This is a genomic window from Achromobacter sp. (assembly GCF_032102605.1).
Taxonomy (GTDB): Bacteria; Pseudomonadota; Gammaproteobacteria; order Burkholderiales; family Burkholderiaceae_B; genus Achromobacter.
Genome location: NZ_DAMDGT010000002.1, coordinates 565,027 through 581,022, shown reverse-complemented (window position 1 = coordinate 581,022; position 15,996 = coordinate 565,027). Strand labels below are relative to the sequence as shown.

Below are 15,996 nucleotides of genomic sequence, written 5' to 3'. Positions count from 1 at the left end.
GCGTGGCCACGGCCGCTTTTGCCCTTTAACGCGGGTGACAGGCGGCATGGCCGGCAAGCGGTCCTGTAGGCGAATTCTTCCTGTGGTGCGTTTCCTCTGGTTTTGTCTTGGGGTACATGCATGGGTGTCAAGGATTCATATTGCACGTGGCCGCCACGCCGGCCCGCAACGGATGCCAACGCGTCGCCGGAACGTCGGCGTCTCCCTCCATTTCCGCGGTTTTCGCAGCATGCTGGCCACGCCGGCGTGCCGCGCCAACGCGCGTGATCTCCCATTTCTCATCCGAACAAAGGAGCGTGCCGCCGCATCAGAACGAAGTGCGCACTGGCTCGAAGATCGTCTTGCAGTCCGGAAGTCCCATCGATGAACTCGTGATACGAATCCACTGGAGCGATGACTATGAAGCTGACACGCCGCAAATTGAACGCAGGAGGCCTGGCCTTGCTGGCAGCCGGAACGCTGGGCCCCGCCTTTCGCGCTTCGGCCAGCGCCCCCGAAGGGCTGGTTGCGAACATTCCCGAAGGCGACGAGCGGTTCGCGCTGGCGACCGAGGCCTACATCTATGCCTATCCGCTGGTGACCATGGAGATGACGCGCCGGATCATCACCAACGTCGCCGAGCCGAAGGGGACGCGCGCGCCGATGGGCCACCTGATCAAGCTGCGCGAGTATCCGGACGCCAAGTTCCGCGATGTGACGGCGCCCAACGCCGATACCCTTTACACGACCGCGTTCTTCGACGTGGGCGACGAACCGTGGGTGGTGAGTCTGCCCGACATGCACGGCCGCTATGCCTTGTTCCCCATGCTGGACGGCTGGACGACGGTCTTCGACGTGCCGGGAAAGCGCACGACAGGCACGGGCGCGCAGACGTTCCTTGTGACGGGGCCAAAGTGGGAGGGCTCGGTGCCGCAGGGCATGAAGCAATACAAGTCGCCCACCAGCATTGTCTGGCTGCTGGGCCGCATCTATTGCACGGGCACGCCCGAGGACTATGCTGAAGTCCACAAGCTGCAGGACCAGGTGAAGATCGCGCCGCTGAGCGGGTGGGGGAAAGACTGGAAGCCGTCGCAGGCGAAGGTCGATCCGGCGATCGACATGAAAACGCCGGTGCGCGACCAGGTGAACAACATGGACGCGGTGGAGTACTTTTCCCTGTTTGCCGAGCTGCTGAAAAGAAACCCGCCGACCCTCCAGGATGCGCCGATGGTGCAGAAGCTTGCGTCGATCGGCATCGTGCCCGGCCAGGACCTGGACAAGTCCAAGCTCGATCCCGCGTTTTCCAGACGCGTCCCACAGACGGGCTTTGGCCGGATCATGGCGCACTTCAGATCCACTGACGGCGACATTCAGCACATCGACGGCTGGGGCTTCACGACCAAGACGGGAATCTACGGCACCAATTATCTGCAGCGCGCGCTGATCACGGCGATCGGCCTGGGAGCCAATCGGCCGCAGGACGCGGTGTATCCGACGTCGTTGAAATCGGATTCCGGCGCCATCCAGCGGGAATACAACGGCTCGGAAAAGTACGTGCTGACCTTCAAGAAGGGGATGCTGCCTCCGGTTTCGGGCTTCTGGTCATTGACGATGTACGACCAGAACTATTTCTTTGTCGATAACCCGCTTAACCGCTATTCCATCAGCGAGCGTCAGCCGCTCAAGACCAGGCCAGACGGGTCCGTCGATCTGCTTATCCAGCACGAGTCCCCGGGCCCCGGCCTGGAATCGAACTGGCTGCCGGCGCCGAAGGACAGGTTCATCCTGATGATGCGCCTTTACTGGCCCAACGAAAGCGACCCGTCCATCATCAATGGCTCGTGGACCGTGCCGCCAGCAATACGGGTCAGCTGACGCAGGCAGCAGACGTCCGGTCTTCTGGTCTGGCCGGCTTGATTCTTCCGAAGGCGTGGCGCCGTCGAGCCGCCGCGTCTCCGGCATGGGGGATACGCGATGAAGAAACACATCACTGTCTGCGCGGCGCTGGGATTGCTATATGCGACGTCGGGATTTGGCGCCGAATCCGCCGCGGCGCCACCCGTCGACACCCGGTATTCCAACGAATGGGAATTTTCAGTGACGCCCTATTTGTGGGCGCCTGCGCTGTCCGGAACCATCGCACACCGGCGCCTGCCGGTCGTCGATATCAGCGCCAGTTTCGACAAGATCCTCGACAACCTGGACTTCGCCGCCATGCTGATGGCCGATGCGCGCAAGGGCCGGTACAGCATCTTCGGCGACCTGATATACGTCAAGGTTGGGGCGCAGGGAGATACGAAGCGCGAAATACTGGCCACCAGCGCGGACGTGAAAAACGAAAGCTTCGCGGGATTCCTGGGCGGGGGCTATTCGGTACTTGAGAATTCGCCGCACCGCCTGGAGGTGGTGGGGGGGCTGCGGGTATGGTCCGTGGACACCGATATCACGTTCAAGGGCCCGCTCGGGGCCGGCAGGAAGCACAGCGACAATGCGACCTGGGTAGATGCGCTGGTCGGGGTGCGTGGCAACTACGCCTTCAGTTCCAAGGCGTATCTCACGGGATGGGGGCTGATCGGCGCGGGCGGCGCGGATGCGGAGTGGGACCTCGGCCTGGGCGTCGGCTACCACTTCAGCAAGACGATCTCAGGAACGATCGGTTACCGCGCAATCGGCGTGGACTATGACCACAACGGCTTCAAGTACGACGCCGTGCTGCAAGGGCCGATGGCGGGATTGACGATCCGCTTCTAGAGGGCGGCCGGCTGCGAGCTATTGGCCGGGCCCGCAAGTGCGATGCTCCGCCCCGCGGTCATCGCAGATCGGCGACGTTGACGGTCGTGGCGCCGCACGCTTCGACCAGTTCCGGGTCATGGCTGGCGAACAGCACCACGCGATCCCGAGACCACGTCTTGAACAGGTCGGCGAGCACGCCGCGGGCCTGTGCATCCAGTCCGTTGCTGGGGCCGTCGGCGACGACGACGGCGGGGGCGCCCAAGGCGGCTGCCGTGAGGTACACCTTGCGGCGCGTGCCGGTGGACATCTGCTCGATACGCTTGTCCAGGTGCGGCGCAAGGCCTAGCCGCGCGGCGATGTCGAGCACGGCGTCGTCCAGAGGAACGCTCTTTTCCGCGGCTGCCTGTTCAAGAATTTCGCGACCCGTCCGGGCAGGAAATTCCATGCAATTGTCCGGCACGTAGGCCAAGCGAGCCTTGGCCAACTGCGGCGTTTGAATTAGCGAATGACCATCGATGCGGACATCGCCTTCGTCAGGCTCGAAAACGCCCGCGATGATCCCCAGCAGGCTGGATTTTCCGGTGCTGTCTTCCTCGCAAAGCGCCAGGCATCCCGGGGAGAAGGCGTGCGTCAGCCCCTGGAACACGATATGGTCGCCGTAGCGCTTGGTGAGGTTGTCGATGTGTAGCATGCGGCGAGTGTACGCATGAACGCCTCGCGCGGCCACCGCGCCGGTGTCGGGGATTTCGCGGATTGCCTGGCCCCGAACGCCGGGGGCGGGCCTAGCGCATTTATTCCGATCTCGACTTATTCCATGAAAATTACTTGTTTGTTGTGATCAAACCCCGCCTTTAGCATCGGTGGCCATACCCTCTTGCCGGAGCTTTTCATGACTGCGCCCATTCCTTCCTTCGACCATGCCCGCGTGACGCGCGACGACCGCGGCGTCTACACCCTGCAGATCCACGACGCCAAGAGCCTGAACATCCTGGCCTCGGCGGTTACGCTCAGCCTCACGGATGCGGCGCGTTGGATTTCGGCGCAGGACGATGCCCGCGCGGTGGTCATCCGGGGCACGGGCGACAAAGCCTTCGTCGGCGGGGCCAACATCTATGAAATGGCGGAACTGGATCCGCAGAACGCTCGCGCGTTCATCACGCGACTGCGCGACCTGTGCGATGCCGTGGCCGCGATTCCGGTGCCCACCATTGCCCGCCTGCCCGGATTCTGCCTGGGAGCCGGCATGGAACTGGCGGCCGCCTGCGACATCCGGCTGGCGTCGGCGGACGCGGTCTTCGGCATGCCTGAGGTTCGCGTTGGCATTCCGTCGGTGATACACGCCGTGCTGCTGCCTGCGCTGATCGGACAGGGCCCCACCAACTGGCTGCTGCTGACGGGCGAGACGGTGGATGCCGCGCAGGCGCGGGATTGGGGGTTCCTGGAGTTCGTGTGCCCGGCCGGCGAGCTGGATGCGCTGGTGGAGCGGACCGTGGCGCCGATTGCCGAAAGCGGGCCGCGCGCCGTGCGTTCGCAAAAGGCCTTGTTGCGGTACTGGACCGAATCCACGATCCAGGCCGGGCTGGACCGCAGCGTGGATGCCTTTGGCGAGGCCTTCACGACCGACGAGCCGCGCCGCTACATGGAACCCTTTCTTGCGCGCAAGCAGCGCAAGGAGTCCCGGTAATGGCGGGACCGCTGCATGGGGTGCGCGTCGTCGACATGACCTCGGTAGCCATGGGGCCGTATGCCACCCAGATTTTGGCGGACATGGGCGCGGAGGTCATTAAGGTAGAGGCGCCCGAAGGCGATGTGTTCCGCACGTCCGCGCCGGCCGTTCATGCCGGCATGGGGCCCGCGTACCTGAACCTGAACCGCAACAAGTACAGCGTGACGCTCGACGCCAAGGCGCCGCAGGACCGGGAGCACCTGCTGCGGCTGGTCGATGGCGCCGACGTGTTCGTTTCAAACGTGCGGCCGGCGGCGCTGGCGCGTCTGGGACTGGACGCCGGCGCGTTGTGCGCGCGCAATCCGCGTCTTATCCATTGCTCGGCGGTTGGTTTCGGGCAGGATGGACCTTACGCGGCGCGCCCGGCCTTCGACGACATCATCCAGGCCATGAGCGGCCTGGCGGATCTGCAGGGCCGCAACAACGGCGCGCCCGCCTACGTGAACACCATTCTTGCCGACAAGGTGGCGGGCCTGACGCTGGCCTACGCCATTCCCATGGCCTTGTACGAGCGCGAGCGTTCGGGGAAAGGGCAGGCCCTTGAGGTGCCCATGTTCGAAACGATGGTGTCGTTCACCCTGGTCGAGCACCTGAGCGGGCACAGCTTCGTTCCGCCGCTGGGGCCCATGGGCTACAGCCGCGTGCTGTCGCCGCAGCGCAGGCCGTATCCCACGTTGGACGGCTATCTGGCGCTGCTGCCGTACACCGATGCGCAGTGGGGCCGCTTCTTTGCGCTGGCGCAGCGGCCCGACCTGGCCGCGGATGCACGCTACGCCGACGCGTCGTCGCGCGCGCGCCATTTCGACGCCCTGTACCAGGACCTTGCGGATATCGTTGCAAAGCAGGGCACCGAGCAATGGCTGGCGCTGCTGGCCGACGCGGACATCCCGCATTCACGCGTCAACACGCCGGAAGCGCTGCTGGACGATCCGCACCTGCGGGCGACGGGCTTCTTCCAGCAAGTCGAGCACCCTTCCGAAGGGCCGCTGACCGCCTGCGGCATACCTGTGCGCTTTTCACGGACGCCTGGCGCCATCCGCCGCCATGCGCCGCTGCAGGACGCGGATCGCGATATGCTCGAGCCTCTGCGCTGAGCCGGCGTGGCCGGCGGCGCCCGGCGGCGACATCGACCATGAACATCACACTCAAGCAATTGCGCGTGTTTTGCGCGCTGTACGAACTGCGCAGCTTCACGGCGGCGGCGCGAGCTGCCTTCGTGACACAGTCGGCGGTCAGCAAACTGTGCGCCGAACTCGAGGCCGAGGTCGGACAGCCGCTGTTCGAACGATCCACGCGCAGCGTCACCCCCTGCGACGGCGCCGCGGATTTCTACGCCTATGCGCAGGAGATCCTGGGCACGGTCCGCGCGGCGGAGCGCAGCATGTCGGGCCTGCGCACGCTGGAGCGTGGCACGGTGGGCGTCGCGACGTCGCCGCTGATGATGGCCGGGTTGCTGGGCGACGTTGTGGCCGGCTATCACCGCGCGCATCCCAGCGTGAAGCTGGACCTTTTCGAGCTGAATACCGACGACACGATCGAGCACGTGCGCAGCGGTCGCGCTGACTTCGGCATCGTGTCCGTCGAGACGCCGTCCGACGAACTGGACGCCCGCGTCATCTACCGCGACACGTTGTACGCCGTGTGCGCGCCACGCCACGCGCTGACGCGCAAGCGGATCGTGTCGTGGGCGGACGTGGCGGCGCACGATCACATCATGCTGCGCAACGTGTACAGCGTGCGGCGCAGCCTGGACCGGGTGGCGGCGGACCACAAGCTGGAGTTCTGCTATCGCATCGAAGCCGGCATGCTGATTTCGGCCTTGAAGCTGGTGGGCGCCGGCCTGGGCATCACGGTCGTGCCCGGCTATGCCTGCGAGGTGGCCCGCCAGCTCGGCTTGCGCACACTGGTCATCGATGGCGCGCGCCGGCATGGGCATGAACTCTGGCTTATCCAACGCCGAAACGCGCGGCTGTCGCTGGCGGCCACGGCCTTTCTGAAGGACACGGAAGACTACCTGCGCGAACGCCAGGCGCGGGATGCCGAGAGCGATTGATCCGGTATTGGAATGAGTCTATGAAAATTAGTCCCTTGTTGGGATAAGCGGGACCCAAGCATCATACGGATGCATTCAAGAGGGCCGACCCGCGGCCCCGACAGGAGACAAGCATGACTCGACCGTATGGCGCGCAGCGCCGCCGCCTGCTGGCCGCCGGCAGCCTGACCATTTTCAGCGCGCTGGCAGGCGCCCTGCTTGGGGCGCCGGCGTTCGCCCAGCCGGCCTATCCCGACAAACCGATCACGATCGTCGTGCCGTTTTCGCCGGGCAGCGCTACCGATACCAGCGCCCGCATCATCGCCGAAAAGCTGGGGCCGCGCCTGAACGTGCCGGTCGTGATCGAAAACAAGCCGGGCGCGTCCGGCACGATCGGATCTTCCTTTACCGCCCGCGCGCAGCCGGACGGCTACACCCTCATCCTGACCAGCAGTTCGACGCATTCGGCCACACCGGCGCTGTTTCGCAAGCTGCCGTTCGACCCGACCGGCGATTTCATACACGTGGTCCGGATCGCCACCATTCCCATGATGCTGGTGGTTCGCGAGGACGCGCCGTACAAGACCCTGCAGGACCTGGTGAAGGCGACGCAGGCCAAGCCCCTGAACTACGCCTACGGGTCACCCACCAGCCAGATCGCCGGCGCCACGTTCAACACGGTGGCGGGCGCCGCGGCCAACGGCGTGCCCTACAAGAGCCAGCCTCCGGCGGTGACGGACCTGCTGGGCGGCCACGTCGATTACCTGTTCGCCGACCTGTCCGTCGTCACGTCGTTCATGCAGGCGGGAAAGCTGCGCGGTCTGGCGTACACGGACCAATCGCGGGCCAAGGACTTTCCGGATGTGCCGACCCTTTCCGAACTGGGCTACAAGAACTTCGACCTGGTGGTGTGGGTCGGTGTCGCGGCGCCCGCCAAGACGCCAGACGCGATCGTGCAGAAGCTGAACCAGGAAGTGTCCGCCATCCTGCGCGAACCGGACGTCCTGAAGCGATTCGAGTCGCTGGGCATGCAGGTGTCACCCAACACGCTTGCGGAACATCAGGCGTTTGCCGTTGCGCAGCGCAAGGTTTGGACCCAGCGGGCGGTCGACGCGAAGATTGAACCGCAGTAGGTCGGCGTGCGCCCTTGCGGCAAGGGCCGCGGGGGCTTGTCTGCCTGCCCTGCGCACCGGCGCGGACAGGGTATCAAGCAGGAACGGCATGTGCTGACCGGACGGAACCGTCCAGTAAAGGAGCCGTTCATGAATGCCGATGAGAACAAGATGGATCGATGCGTCGATAGCTGCCTGACCTGTTATCGCGTGTGTGTAAAGACCGCAATGTCCCATTGTCTGGAAGAAGGGGGCGATCATGTGCAGCCCCATCACTTCCGGCTGATGATGGGATGCGCCGAAATGTGCCGCACTGCGGCGCATGCAATGCTGGTGGGCGTGGAAAACCACAAGTTCATTTGCGGCGCCTGCGCCGTCCTTTGCGACGATTGCGCGAGCAGCTGCGAAGCGTTGGACGGCATGGCCGACTGTGCCCGCACGTGCCGCGAATGTGCCGACATCTGCGAAGGAATGGCGGCCTGAAGATGCCGCCGTGAGGGTGCTTTCATGGCTGCGGCGAGCGATCGAAGAGGCAAGGATTCCGGCAAGGACGCCACCAGGGATGCCGGTGGACCAACCGGCAAGAACGAAAATGGCGACGCCATCCAGCTCGATCAGCGGCCCCGGTCGCTCAAGGCTTGCCGGCGCTGCGGACTGTGGCGCCACGCGACGCAGCCCGTGCCGGGAGCGGGCGGCAAGCGAGCCACGATCATGCTGGTCGGGGAGCAGCCGGGCGACAAGGAAGACTTGGCGGGTCTGCCCTTCGTGGGGCCGGCGGGGGCGCTGTTGGACAAAGCGATCGCGCAGGCCGGCTTGAACCGGGACGCCGTCTACGTGACCAACGCGGTCAAGCACTTCAAGTGGGAACTGCGTGGCAAGCGCCGCATGCACAAGTCGCCGGCGCAGGTGGAGATCGCCGCGTGCGCATACTGGCTGGACAAGGAGCTGGCGACGATCCAGCCGCGGGTGATCGTGGCGCTGGGCGCAACCGCCTTGGGCGCCGTCCTGCAGGACGGCAAGCGAACCCTGCGGGAATCGTTGGGACAGGTGATGACGCGCGGCGACATCCGCGTGGTCACTTCGTACCATCCCTCCTATGCCTTGAGAAGCTCGGATCCGAACAGCCGGCAGGCCGCTTTCCAGACGATCGTGGACGCGCTGGAAAAGGCGCGGCGGCTGGCGGGCGAAGACTAGTTCGGGCAGGCGGGCGTCGGGCTGCGCACAGGCGTTCGCAATGCGGCGAATCGGCAGCGTGGCGCTGCCCGGCCGAGCCCCGCTGGGGCCTGCTCCGGATTACTTGCGAAGATGCTCCTGGACGGCCGTCGCGGAGGGCCCCACGGCTTTCACTGCGGCGCGAAGCTGCTCCTCCGTGACGCCGAAATGTTTGGTCCAGTAGCGAAGCTCGTAAGATTCGTTCACGTTGACGCGGGAGCGGTCCTGGGGACCCCGGTTGTTCAGATCGTCGGACATGATTCCATCCTCCTGGCGGGTAGCACCGGAGGACAGCAAGCGCCATGCCCGACTCCTACTGGACGCTGGTCGGGGTCGCCACGCGCGAGGTCTGGGCCGGCATGCGCTCGACGTTCAGTGCGCCGGGTTCCGTCGCGGACGGCCGCAGCACCGCCGCTTTGTTCGCGCTGGTCGCGCCCAGGTTGGGCAGATCGGTGGGACGCGCGGCCACCGCCGCGAAGGGACCCCCACCGTTGGACGGGACGCCGTCCAGCGTCAGGTTGGCCGCCCACTCGCCGCCGCGGCGCGACAGCACCTGGTAGCGCTGCGGCGTGCCGGCGGCGCGGGCCACGACGTACAGCGTGCCGTCGATGAGGCTGATTGCGGGCGGCGATGCCGCCGCGGCGTCCAGCTTGGCCAGCTTGCCGTGTTCCAGCAGCCAAAGCTGCCCGCCGGCGCGCTCCAGGATCGCAAGCACGATATTGCCGTGGTTGTCGGCGTTGATGGCGGGGCGCCCGATGTAGGGCACGCCCATGTCTGTCGGGGCGCTCCAGTCCATGTCCAGGTCGGTGGTGTCGCCGGCTTCCACCAGCTTGGTCAGGTGATTGTTGGCGCGCTGGCGGAAATAGAGCTCGACCCGGTTTTCGTGGTTGCGGATGGCGGCCAGCCCGCCGGCCGCCTCGGGAGCCGCGACGCGGCGCCAGCCCTGCCATTCCGGGCGCTGACCCTTGTGGGGCGGAAGCTGGCGGGTGTAGAAGAGTTCGCCTTTCGCTGCGATGGCGAAGACGACGTAGCGCCCATCGGCGCCGCGCGCCGCAGCGGGTGCGCCGGTGACGCCTTCCAGCGCCGGCAAATCCTGCCAGGTGCTCCAGCTGCCGTCGATGCCCGAGGGGGAGATCCAGTGCAGCAGGCCGTCATAGCCCAGCGCCACCGCGGCGGCTTCGCCGCGCGGCGCCACGGCCGGGATCTGCGTCGTGCGCATGCCGCCCAGCGCCTGCCAGCCCTGCCAGGTGCCGTCGTGGCGCTGTTTGTTGGCCCACACGCCGCCCAGCGGGTCGCGCGCCATCAGGCCCGCCGTTCCATCGGCATGGGTGAACGAGACCACGGGCCCGCTGGTGCGCCCGCCCAGGCTCTGCCAGCGCCGTTCGCCCGAGTCCCAGCGATTGACGGCCGCGTTGGTTTCGCCCGCCGCATACACCACGAGGCCGCCGCGTCCGTCCGGATACAGCTGCGGCGCGATGTCATGGCGCGACACGTAGTAGGCGCGCTGCACCCACGCCGCGGCCGGACCGGCGGGTTCCTTGCAGCCGGTGGGGCCCGCGCAATAGTGGTAGTCGTTCCAGGCGTAGTGCTGGAAGATCACCGACTTGCTGGCGATTTCCGTATCGGCCAGGTTGGTGGCGCGTTCCTGGCTGGGGTAGTCGATGTAGCCGGTCTCGGCGTAGTTGCCGGGCGCCCGCAGCATGGCTTCGCGCGCAAGGCGGGCGCTTGCGATGTGGTCCGGATGCCCATGACCCGCGCAGCGCCAGCACAGCTGCGTGTAGGGCACGCTGATGGTGTCGTCCAGGTGCCTCACGGTGGTGGGGCCGTACTGTCGGATCATTTCCGCCAGCGTGTCCACCAGCTGTTCACGCGTGTAGACCTCGGGGTGCGGGCCCAGCGTGTCGACGCTTTGGCCGGGTTCGGATTCGGTGCGGCTCAGCGGCGTCAGGCTGCCCCAGCCCTTGCCCAGCCACGGGTCCTTCAAGCGCATGTGCCAAAGCTGCACGCGGGGGTTGCCTTGCAGCGTGAAGCGGGCGATCTGACGGCCGTTCACGATGCCGGTGTCTTCCTTCCAGGCATCGGGCTCGCGCGCCATGTAGGCATACGCGGCGCGCACGCCTTTCTCGCGGCCCAGCATGTAGCCGTCGCCTTCGCCGGCGTCGCTGGCGGTCAGGTACACCAGGCGCACGCAGCCGCCCGCCTCGATATTGGAGGCGACGTCGGGATTCATGAACAGCAGGTCGTCATCCAGGTGGGCGACGAAAGCAAGATCCTTGATGCCGTGGCATTGCGCCAGTGACGGAGGAGCCGCCAGGGTGGGGGCGGAAATCAACGCTGCGGCGAGGCAGCAGAGCGCCTGGAAAAAGCGGCGCAACAGGGGGGTAAAAGCGGGCATAAAAAAAGCGCTGCATGAAAGAAGGTGCAGCGCGTCTTGGTGGTAAAGAGTGCGGAAAGTATAGCTGTCGCTTGCGGTTGGCCTGCAATACGAGCAAGCCCGGTGTGGCGAATGCCCGACGTTTTTTTGGGGACAAAAAGCGCGGTGTCAGCACCACCATAGAGACGGCGAAACGGGGACATGAGAACGGATTGAAAACGGCGAAAAAAAGGGACGCCTGGATTTGTGGCGTCCCCCATTCCGTTCAGTGCGCGCGCCGGCGCCAATGACAACTCAGCGGGCGGATTCGGTGCTGACGACCAGCTTGCTCGCGCGCTGCGAACGCGTCCGGCGCTCGAGCATGACGGCCCACAGCCACAGCGGCATGCTGCCGATTGCCAGCAGGCTGCCTACCCAGCCCGTCGACGTCCAGCCATAGCCGGCCGCGATGGCCAGGCCGCCCAGGAAGGGGCCGAGCGCGTTGGCGGTATTGAACGCAGAGTGGTTCAACGCCGCCGCCAAGCCCTGGGCATCGCCGGACACATCCATCAGGCGGGTCTGCAGGACGGTGCCCAGCGCGCCGCCGACGCCGACCAGGAACACGTTCAGAGTGATCAGCCAGACGTTGTGCGCCATGAACGGAAACAGGGCCAGCACCACGGCGGACCACAGCAGCAGCAGGCCGGCGGTGCGCATCACGGCGCGGTCTGCAAAGACAGGCACCACCATGTTGCCCACGGTAAGGCCCACGCCGAAGGCGCTGAGCACCAGCGGCACGGTGGCGGCCGAGACCTGCGTGACGGCGGTCAGCGTGTCGGCCAGGTAGGTGTAGATCGAGAACAGGCCCCCAAAACCGACGGCGCCGATCGCCAGCGTGATCCAGACCTGGCCCCGGCCCAGCGCGCTCAGTTCGCGCAGCGGGCTGGCGTGCGGGTCGGCTGCGGTGTCCGGCGCGTAAGCGCGCACGCTCAGCATGGTCAGCACGGCCAGCAACGACACCAGGCCAAAGCTCCACCTCCACCCGATGACCTGACCGAGCCAGTTGGCCAGCGGCACGCCCACGATGGTGGCGAACGTCAGGCCCAGGAACACCCGGCCAACCGCCACGGTGCGGCGGTTGGCCGGCACCATGGAACTGGCCACCAGCGACGCGATGCCGAAATAGGCGCCATGCGGCAGGCCGCTAAGGAAGCGGAAGAACAGCATCCAGTGGTAATTCGGCGCGATGGCGCTCAGGCCGTTGCCGATGGCGAACAAGCCCATCAGCGCGATCAGCAGGCGGCGGCGCGGCATTTTGGCGCCGAGCACCGCCAGGATGGGGGCGCCCACCACGACGCCCAGGGCGTACGCGCTGATGACGTGGCCAGCGGTCGGCGCATCGATGCCAAGCGACTGCGAGAAATAGGGCAGCAGGCTCATCGTGGCGAACTCGGTGGTTCCGATGGCGAAGCTGCCGATGGCAAGCGCGAACAGCACCAGGGCGGGCCGGTGCTGGAGGGAGGAGGTATGGGACATGGACAACGAAGAAGAGATTGCGGATTGCTGCGATGCAACAGCCACATTGTAGAGGGCCGAAGCTGTCATTTACATGTCCGCCGGCCAGCGGCGTCCGCGCGGGCTACACAACCCTTCTGCCCTTCTCCTGGTCGCTACGAAGAATGACGCACACCTCAGACCGTCACGACATTCAATCCGCCGTTCGCCAGGCTTTCGGGGTTGGTACCCGACACGAACAGCCGGAAGTCGTTGTGCGCGAAGTTGCCGATGATCTTGGCCTGCGTGGCGAAGACCGCACCGGCGTCGCCGTTGGTCAGCAGGTTGTTTCCCGTCACGGCCGCGTCGAATGCAGGGAAGTGGCTGTAGGCCTCCAGCGAATTGTCCGCGGCGCGCAGGCAGCGCCAGGCGGAGAATTCGCCGCCGGTCTGGATGATGGTCAGCAGGGCGCGCGCCGCTTCGGCCCCCAGCCGCATGCTGGATAGCTGATTGCATTGCAGCGTCAGCGTGCCGTCTCCTTCGGGCACCATCTTGCCGGTGCGGATGCCGCCGCCGAGCAACTTCAACTGGTCCGTCGTCAGTTCCGGGAAATCGCCCGATTCCGCAAACAGCGCAATGCCGCCGCGAAGGCGGTTGTCGCGCACGGTGGTGTCGGCATCGTTGTCCAGCAGCGCCAGCGCGCAGGACAGCGGGTCTGCCAGCAAAGCGGCGGCAAGCCCGGCGATCGCGACGCGCAGCCGTTTTGACGCCGGCGCTTCCCGGCTCACGTGCGTGGCCAGCGACGTGAGCGCCGCCTGAATCCTGGGGTTCATCGTGAGGGCATTGCCCGCCGAGCCTGCGCGCAGCAGGCTCGCAATCTCGGTCGCCATTGCCTTGCGCGCGTCCATGGGCTGGCGCGCCAGCGCAAGGGCCGCGCGATCGTCGTCATCGTCCAGCAGGCTTTCCGGCGCGAGCGCCGCTTTCAGCACCGCCAGCGTGGGGGCGCGGTTGAACAGCAAATCCAGCCGTTCCGGCGTGCCGCGTCCTGCGGCGTAGAGCCGGCAGCCTTCGATGTGGACGCGGCGGCTGCCGTCGACGCGCACCAGGCTTGCGCCCGGACCGGCCGGCCCCACGCAGTCGACGCGTGAGAGCCGCAGTTCCGCGCACTGGGTAAAGGCCAGCGATTCTGGCTGGCCCCGCCGCGAAATCGCCAGGTCGGAGATGGAGATGCTGGCAAAACTGTCGAAGGCGAGCGTGCGTTCCTGCAACACCAGGCGGCTGGCCGGCCCGCAACCGTGCAGCATCAGGCGCACGCGGGGCCCCTTGATGACGAGGTCGTCGTCGAGCTTGTGCTCGCCCGGAGTCAGGCACAGGCAGATGTCCAGCCTGTCCTGGCCGATCAGCGTGCGCAGCGCCTTGTCCAGCGTGGGGAAGTCGCCCGCCGGGCCGACGGTGAGGCAGCAGCCGCCGCCGTGCGTGCGGCGGCACAGGGCATCCAGCGCCTGCTGCACCGTGTAGGCCTCTTCGGCCAGCAGGTCCGCGCAGTTGCTCGGGTCATACGCCACCTCGGTCGCCAGCGCGAGCGTCGCGGTGTAGCGCAAGGGCAGGTAGCGGTCCGAGGCCGGCTGGCCGGCGACCAGCAATTGGGCCGTCGCGCGCTGCACGGGGCGGGCCGCATCGCACGCCAGCGACCATGCGATTGCCGCCACACCGTCTGGACCGGTGGGCACGTCCTGCGTGGCCGTGCCGTTGGGCAGGCGGCCCGCGTCCACGACGAAGCGCACCACCGCATTCGCCACCGGGAGACTGCCGTTGGCCACGCCTGCGCGCAGCTCCGACGGCAACGCCACCACGTCGGGGGTCATGGCGGGATTGGGCTTGACGCTCTGGCCGTCTCCGCCCACGTAGTAAAGCTGTGTCAGTTCGGTCAGGGCGGGAAAGAGAGGGCGGCAGTCGCTGACCGCGGTCCAGGCGCCGCCCTGCCAGCGCAGCAGGGCTACCCGGGCGAAGGCGCGGAGCACGCCGGCCGGGGCGTTGAACGCTGGTTTGCCGTCCGGCATCTGCGGCCATTCGATCGAGGCGGTGGCGGTGCGGGCGGGAATCAGCCAGTAATCGCCCACGCGCAAGCGGCCGGGGGAAAACTTGATCTCGATGCCGTCCTGGTCCAGCTCTACCCAGCCCGCGTTCGGGCTGTTGACCGGGGCGGGCGTGATCTCGGCCACGCCGTCCCAGCGGCGCACGCGCGGGTTCGAAGGAAAGCGCGGCGCGTCCAGCGCATGTCCGATCAATGTGGCGGGGTCGATCGTGACCGTGTTGCCGTCGGTGCGCACGACCTGGGCCAACGGGCCGGGCTGGCCCAGCAGTTCGTGCGTATCGTCCAGGAATTCGACCCAGCAGCCCGCGGTAATGGCGAGGACATCGTCGCGGCCGATGCTGGCGACTTCGAACTCGTTCGCCACCGGATCGTCCAGCCAGCGCACGACGCGCGACAGGATGCTGCCGTTTTCGCGCGACCATTTATAGCGGGCCTTTCCCGCGCCGACGCCGTCCTGGTGGATTTCGATGCGGTACAGATGGTTTTCCAGCAGGCGGTAACCCGCGTCGGGCGGCAACTGGCAGGGCGTCTTGGGCGGCACGCTGGCCTCGGCGCGCGCGGACATGCGCGCATCGGGCGCGGCGGTCAGGGCGTCCCACGCCGGCAGGGCCGACAGGCAGGTGAGCGCCGCGTCGGGCGCGCCGACCTGCATCAGCTTGATCTGCCACACCGTTTTCTCGCGGGTGGCGGTGTCGGGGCCGCCCAGCGCCACTTCGCGCATGCTGGTGTCGGCGGGCGGCAGATCCAGCGTGCAGAGGTGCCGCTGCCACGCTTCCAGGTAGGCCAGGTACATACCTTCGGGCGGCGGCGCGGCCTGTCCGCCCGAACCGAAGACGACGATGCCGTCGATGTCGGCGGGCGTGAGCGCCGGCGGCGGCAACGGCAGGACGGAGGCCCCGGGGGGCAACACGGGCGAGGCGGTCGCCGGCAGGTCGGGTTGCCGCGACACGGTGGCGGCTTGCGGGTTTTCGCAGAGCAGGCCGTCCACGTATAGGCGGCCTGCGGATATCGAGAGGTCTTTGCCCGCCGGGGCCAGCGCGAAGCCCGGCGCTTCCAAAGGCACGCCCACGCGGCCGATGGTGTCAGTGGTCTCGGTTTCTATGCGCCGGTTCAGGATGTCCTGCTGTTCATTCCAGTCCGTGTCCATCTGCACGCGGCCCTGCTGCATGCGGACGGTCCGGTAGCGGCGGGCGGGGTCGAAGGTGAGGCGGCTGAGATCGGCTTTCATGGTTGGGTTCCCGAAGACAGGGGGCTCAGGAC

General features: G+C 66.7%; 13 protein-coding genes. 8 read left to right on the top strand and 5 right to left on the bottom strand.

The genetic code is table 11. The features are described 5' to 3' along the window. Positions 1-399 precede the first annotated feature (399 nt). Both RT614_RS07440 and RT614_RS07435 read left to right on the top strand, forming a co-directional pair. Entirely contained in the window at positions 400-1,854 is a 1,455-nt protein-coding gene (locus RT614_RS07440; RefSeq protein WP_313621400.1) for a DUF1254 domain-containing protein, read from the top strand. A gap of 99 nt (positions 1,855-1,953) precedes the next feature. Next, positions 1,954-2,730, top strand: coding sequence for a hypothetical protein (locus tag RT614_RS07435; protein WP_313621399.1), 777 nt, complete (start codon positions 1,954-1,956; stop codon positions 2,728-2,730). A gap of 58 nt (positions 2,731-2,788) precedes the next feature. Here RT614_RS07435 and RT614_RS07430 read toward each other — a convergent pair whose 3' ends face one another. Then, a complete protein-coding gene (locus RT614_RS07430; protein WP_313621397.1) occupies positions 2,789-3,403 on the bottom strand; it encodes an ATP-binding cassette domain-containing protein in 615 nt (204 codons plus the stop codon). Positions 3,404-3,601: 198 nt separating this feature from the next. On the opposite strand from RT614_RS07430, the gene RT614_RS07425 reads away from it, so the two are divergent. From RT614_RS07425 to RT614_RS07400, 6 genes are all read left to right on the top strand, one after another. Next, positions 3,602-4,396, top strand: a complete 795-nt coding sequence (locus RT614_RS07425) for an enoyl-CoA hydratase (RefSeq protein ID WP_313621396.1) — start codon at positions 3,602-3,604, stop codon at positions 4,394-4,396. After that, positions 4,396-5,532: a CoA transferase gene (locus RT614_RS07420; RefSeq protein ID WP_313621394.1), complete on the top strand. Its 1,137-nt coding sequence runs from the start codon at positions 4,396-4,398 to the stop codon at positions 5,530-5,532. Before RT614_RS07425 ends, RT614_RS07420 begins: the two co-directional genes overlap by 1 nt. Before the next feature lie 38 nt (positions 5,533-5,570). Next, positions 5,571-6,491: a LysR family transcriptional regulator gene (locus tag RT614_RS07415; RefSeq protein WP_313621392.1), complete on the top strand. Its 921-nt coding sequence runs from the start codon at positions 5,571-5,573 to the stop codon at positions 6,489-6,491. Between the two features lie 113 nt (positions 6,492-6,604). After that, entirely contained in the window at positions 6,605-7,603 is a 999-nt protein-coding gene (locus RT614_RS07410; protein WP_313621390.1) for a tripartite tricarboxylate transporter substrate binding protein, read from the top strand. 129 nt (positions 7,604-7,732) lie between these two features. After that, on the top strand, positions 7,733-8,065 hold the full coding sequence (locus RT614_RS07405) for a four-helix bundle copper-binding protein (RefSeq protein WP_313621388.1): 333 nt from the start codon (positions 7,733-7,735) through the stop codon (positions 8,063-8,065). Positions 8,066-8,089: 24 nt separating this feature from the next. Beyond that, positions 8,090-8,776: a UdgX family uracil-DNA binding protein gene (locus tag RT614_RS07400; RefSeq protein ID WP_313621386.1), complete on the top strand. Its 687-nt coding sequence runs from the start codon at positions 8,090-8,092 to the stop codon at positions 8,774-8,776. A 99-nt stretch (positions 8,777-8,875) separates the two neighbouring features. Here RT614_RS07400 and RT614_RS07395 read toward each other — a convergent pair whose 3' ends face one another. The 4 genes from RT614_RS07395 to RT614_RS07380 form a co-directional block, all read right to left on the bottom strand. Then, entirely contained in the window at positions 8,876-9,052 is a 177-nt protein-coding gene (locus tag RT614_RS07395) for a DUF3606 domain-containing protein (protein ID WP_313621384.1), read from the bottom strand. Positions 9,053-9,107: 55 nt separating this feature from the next. After that, on the bottom strand, positions 9,108-11,189 hold the full coding sequence (locus RT614_RS07390) for a PIG-L family deacetylase (RefSeq protein ID WP_313621382.1): 2,082 nt from the start codon (positions 11,187-11,189) through the stop codon (positions 9,108-9,110). Positions 11,190-11,462: 273 nt separating this feature from the next. Further along, on the bottom strand, positions 11,463-12,683 hold the full coding sequence (locus tag RT614_RS07385) for an MFS transporter (protein ID WP_313621381.1): 1,221 nt from the start codon (positions 12,681-12,683) through the stop codon (positions 11,463-11,465). A gap of 155 nt (positions 12,684-12,838) precedes the next feature. Then, positions 12,839-15,964 carry a DUF6519 domain-containing protein gene (locus tag RT614_RS07380; protein ID WP_313621379.1) on the bottom strand — a complete coding sequence of 1,042 codons (3,126 nt, stop codon included), beginning with the start codon at positions 15,962-15,964 and terminating at the stop codon, positions 12,839-12,841. Between the last annotated feature and the right edge of the window lie 32 nt (positions 15,965-15,996).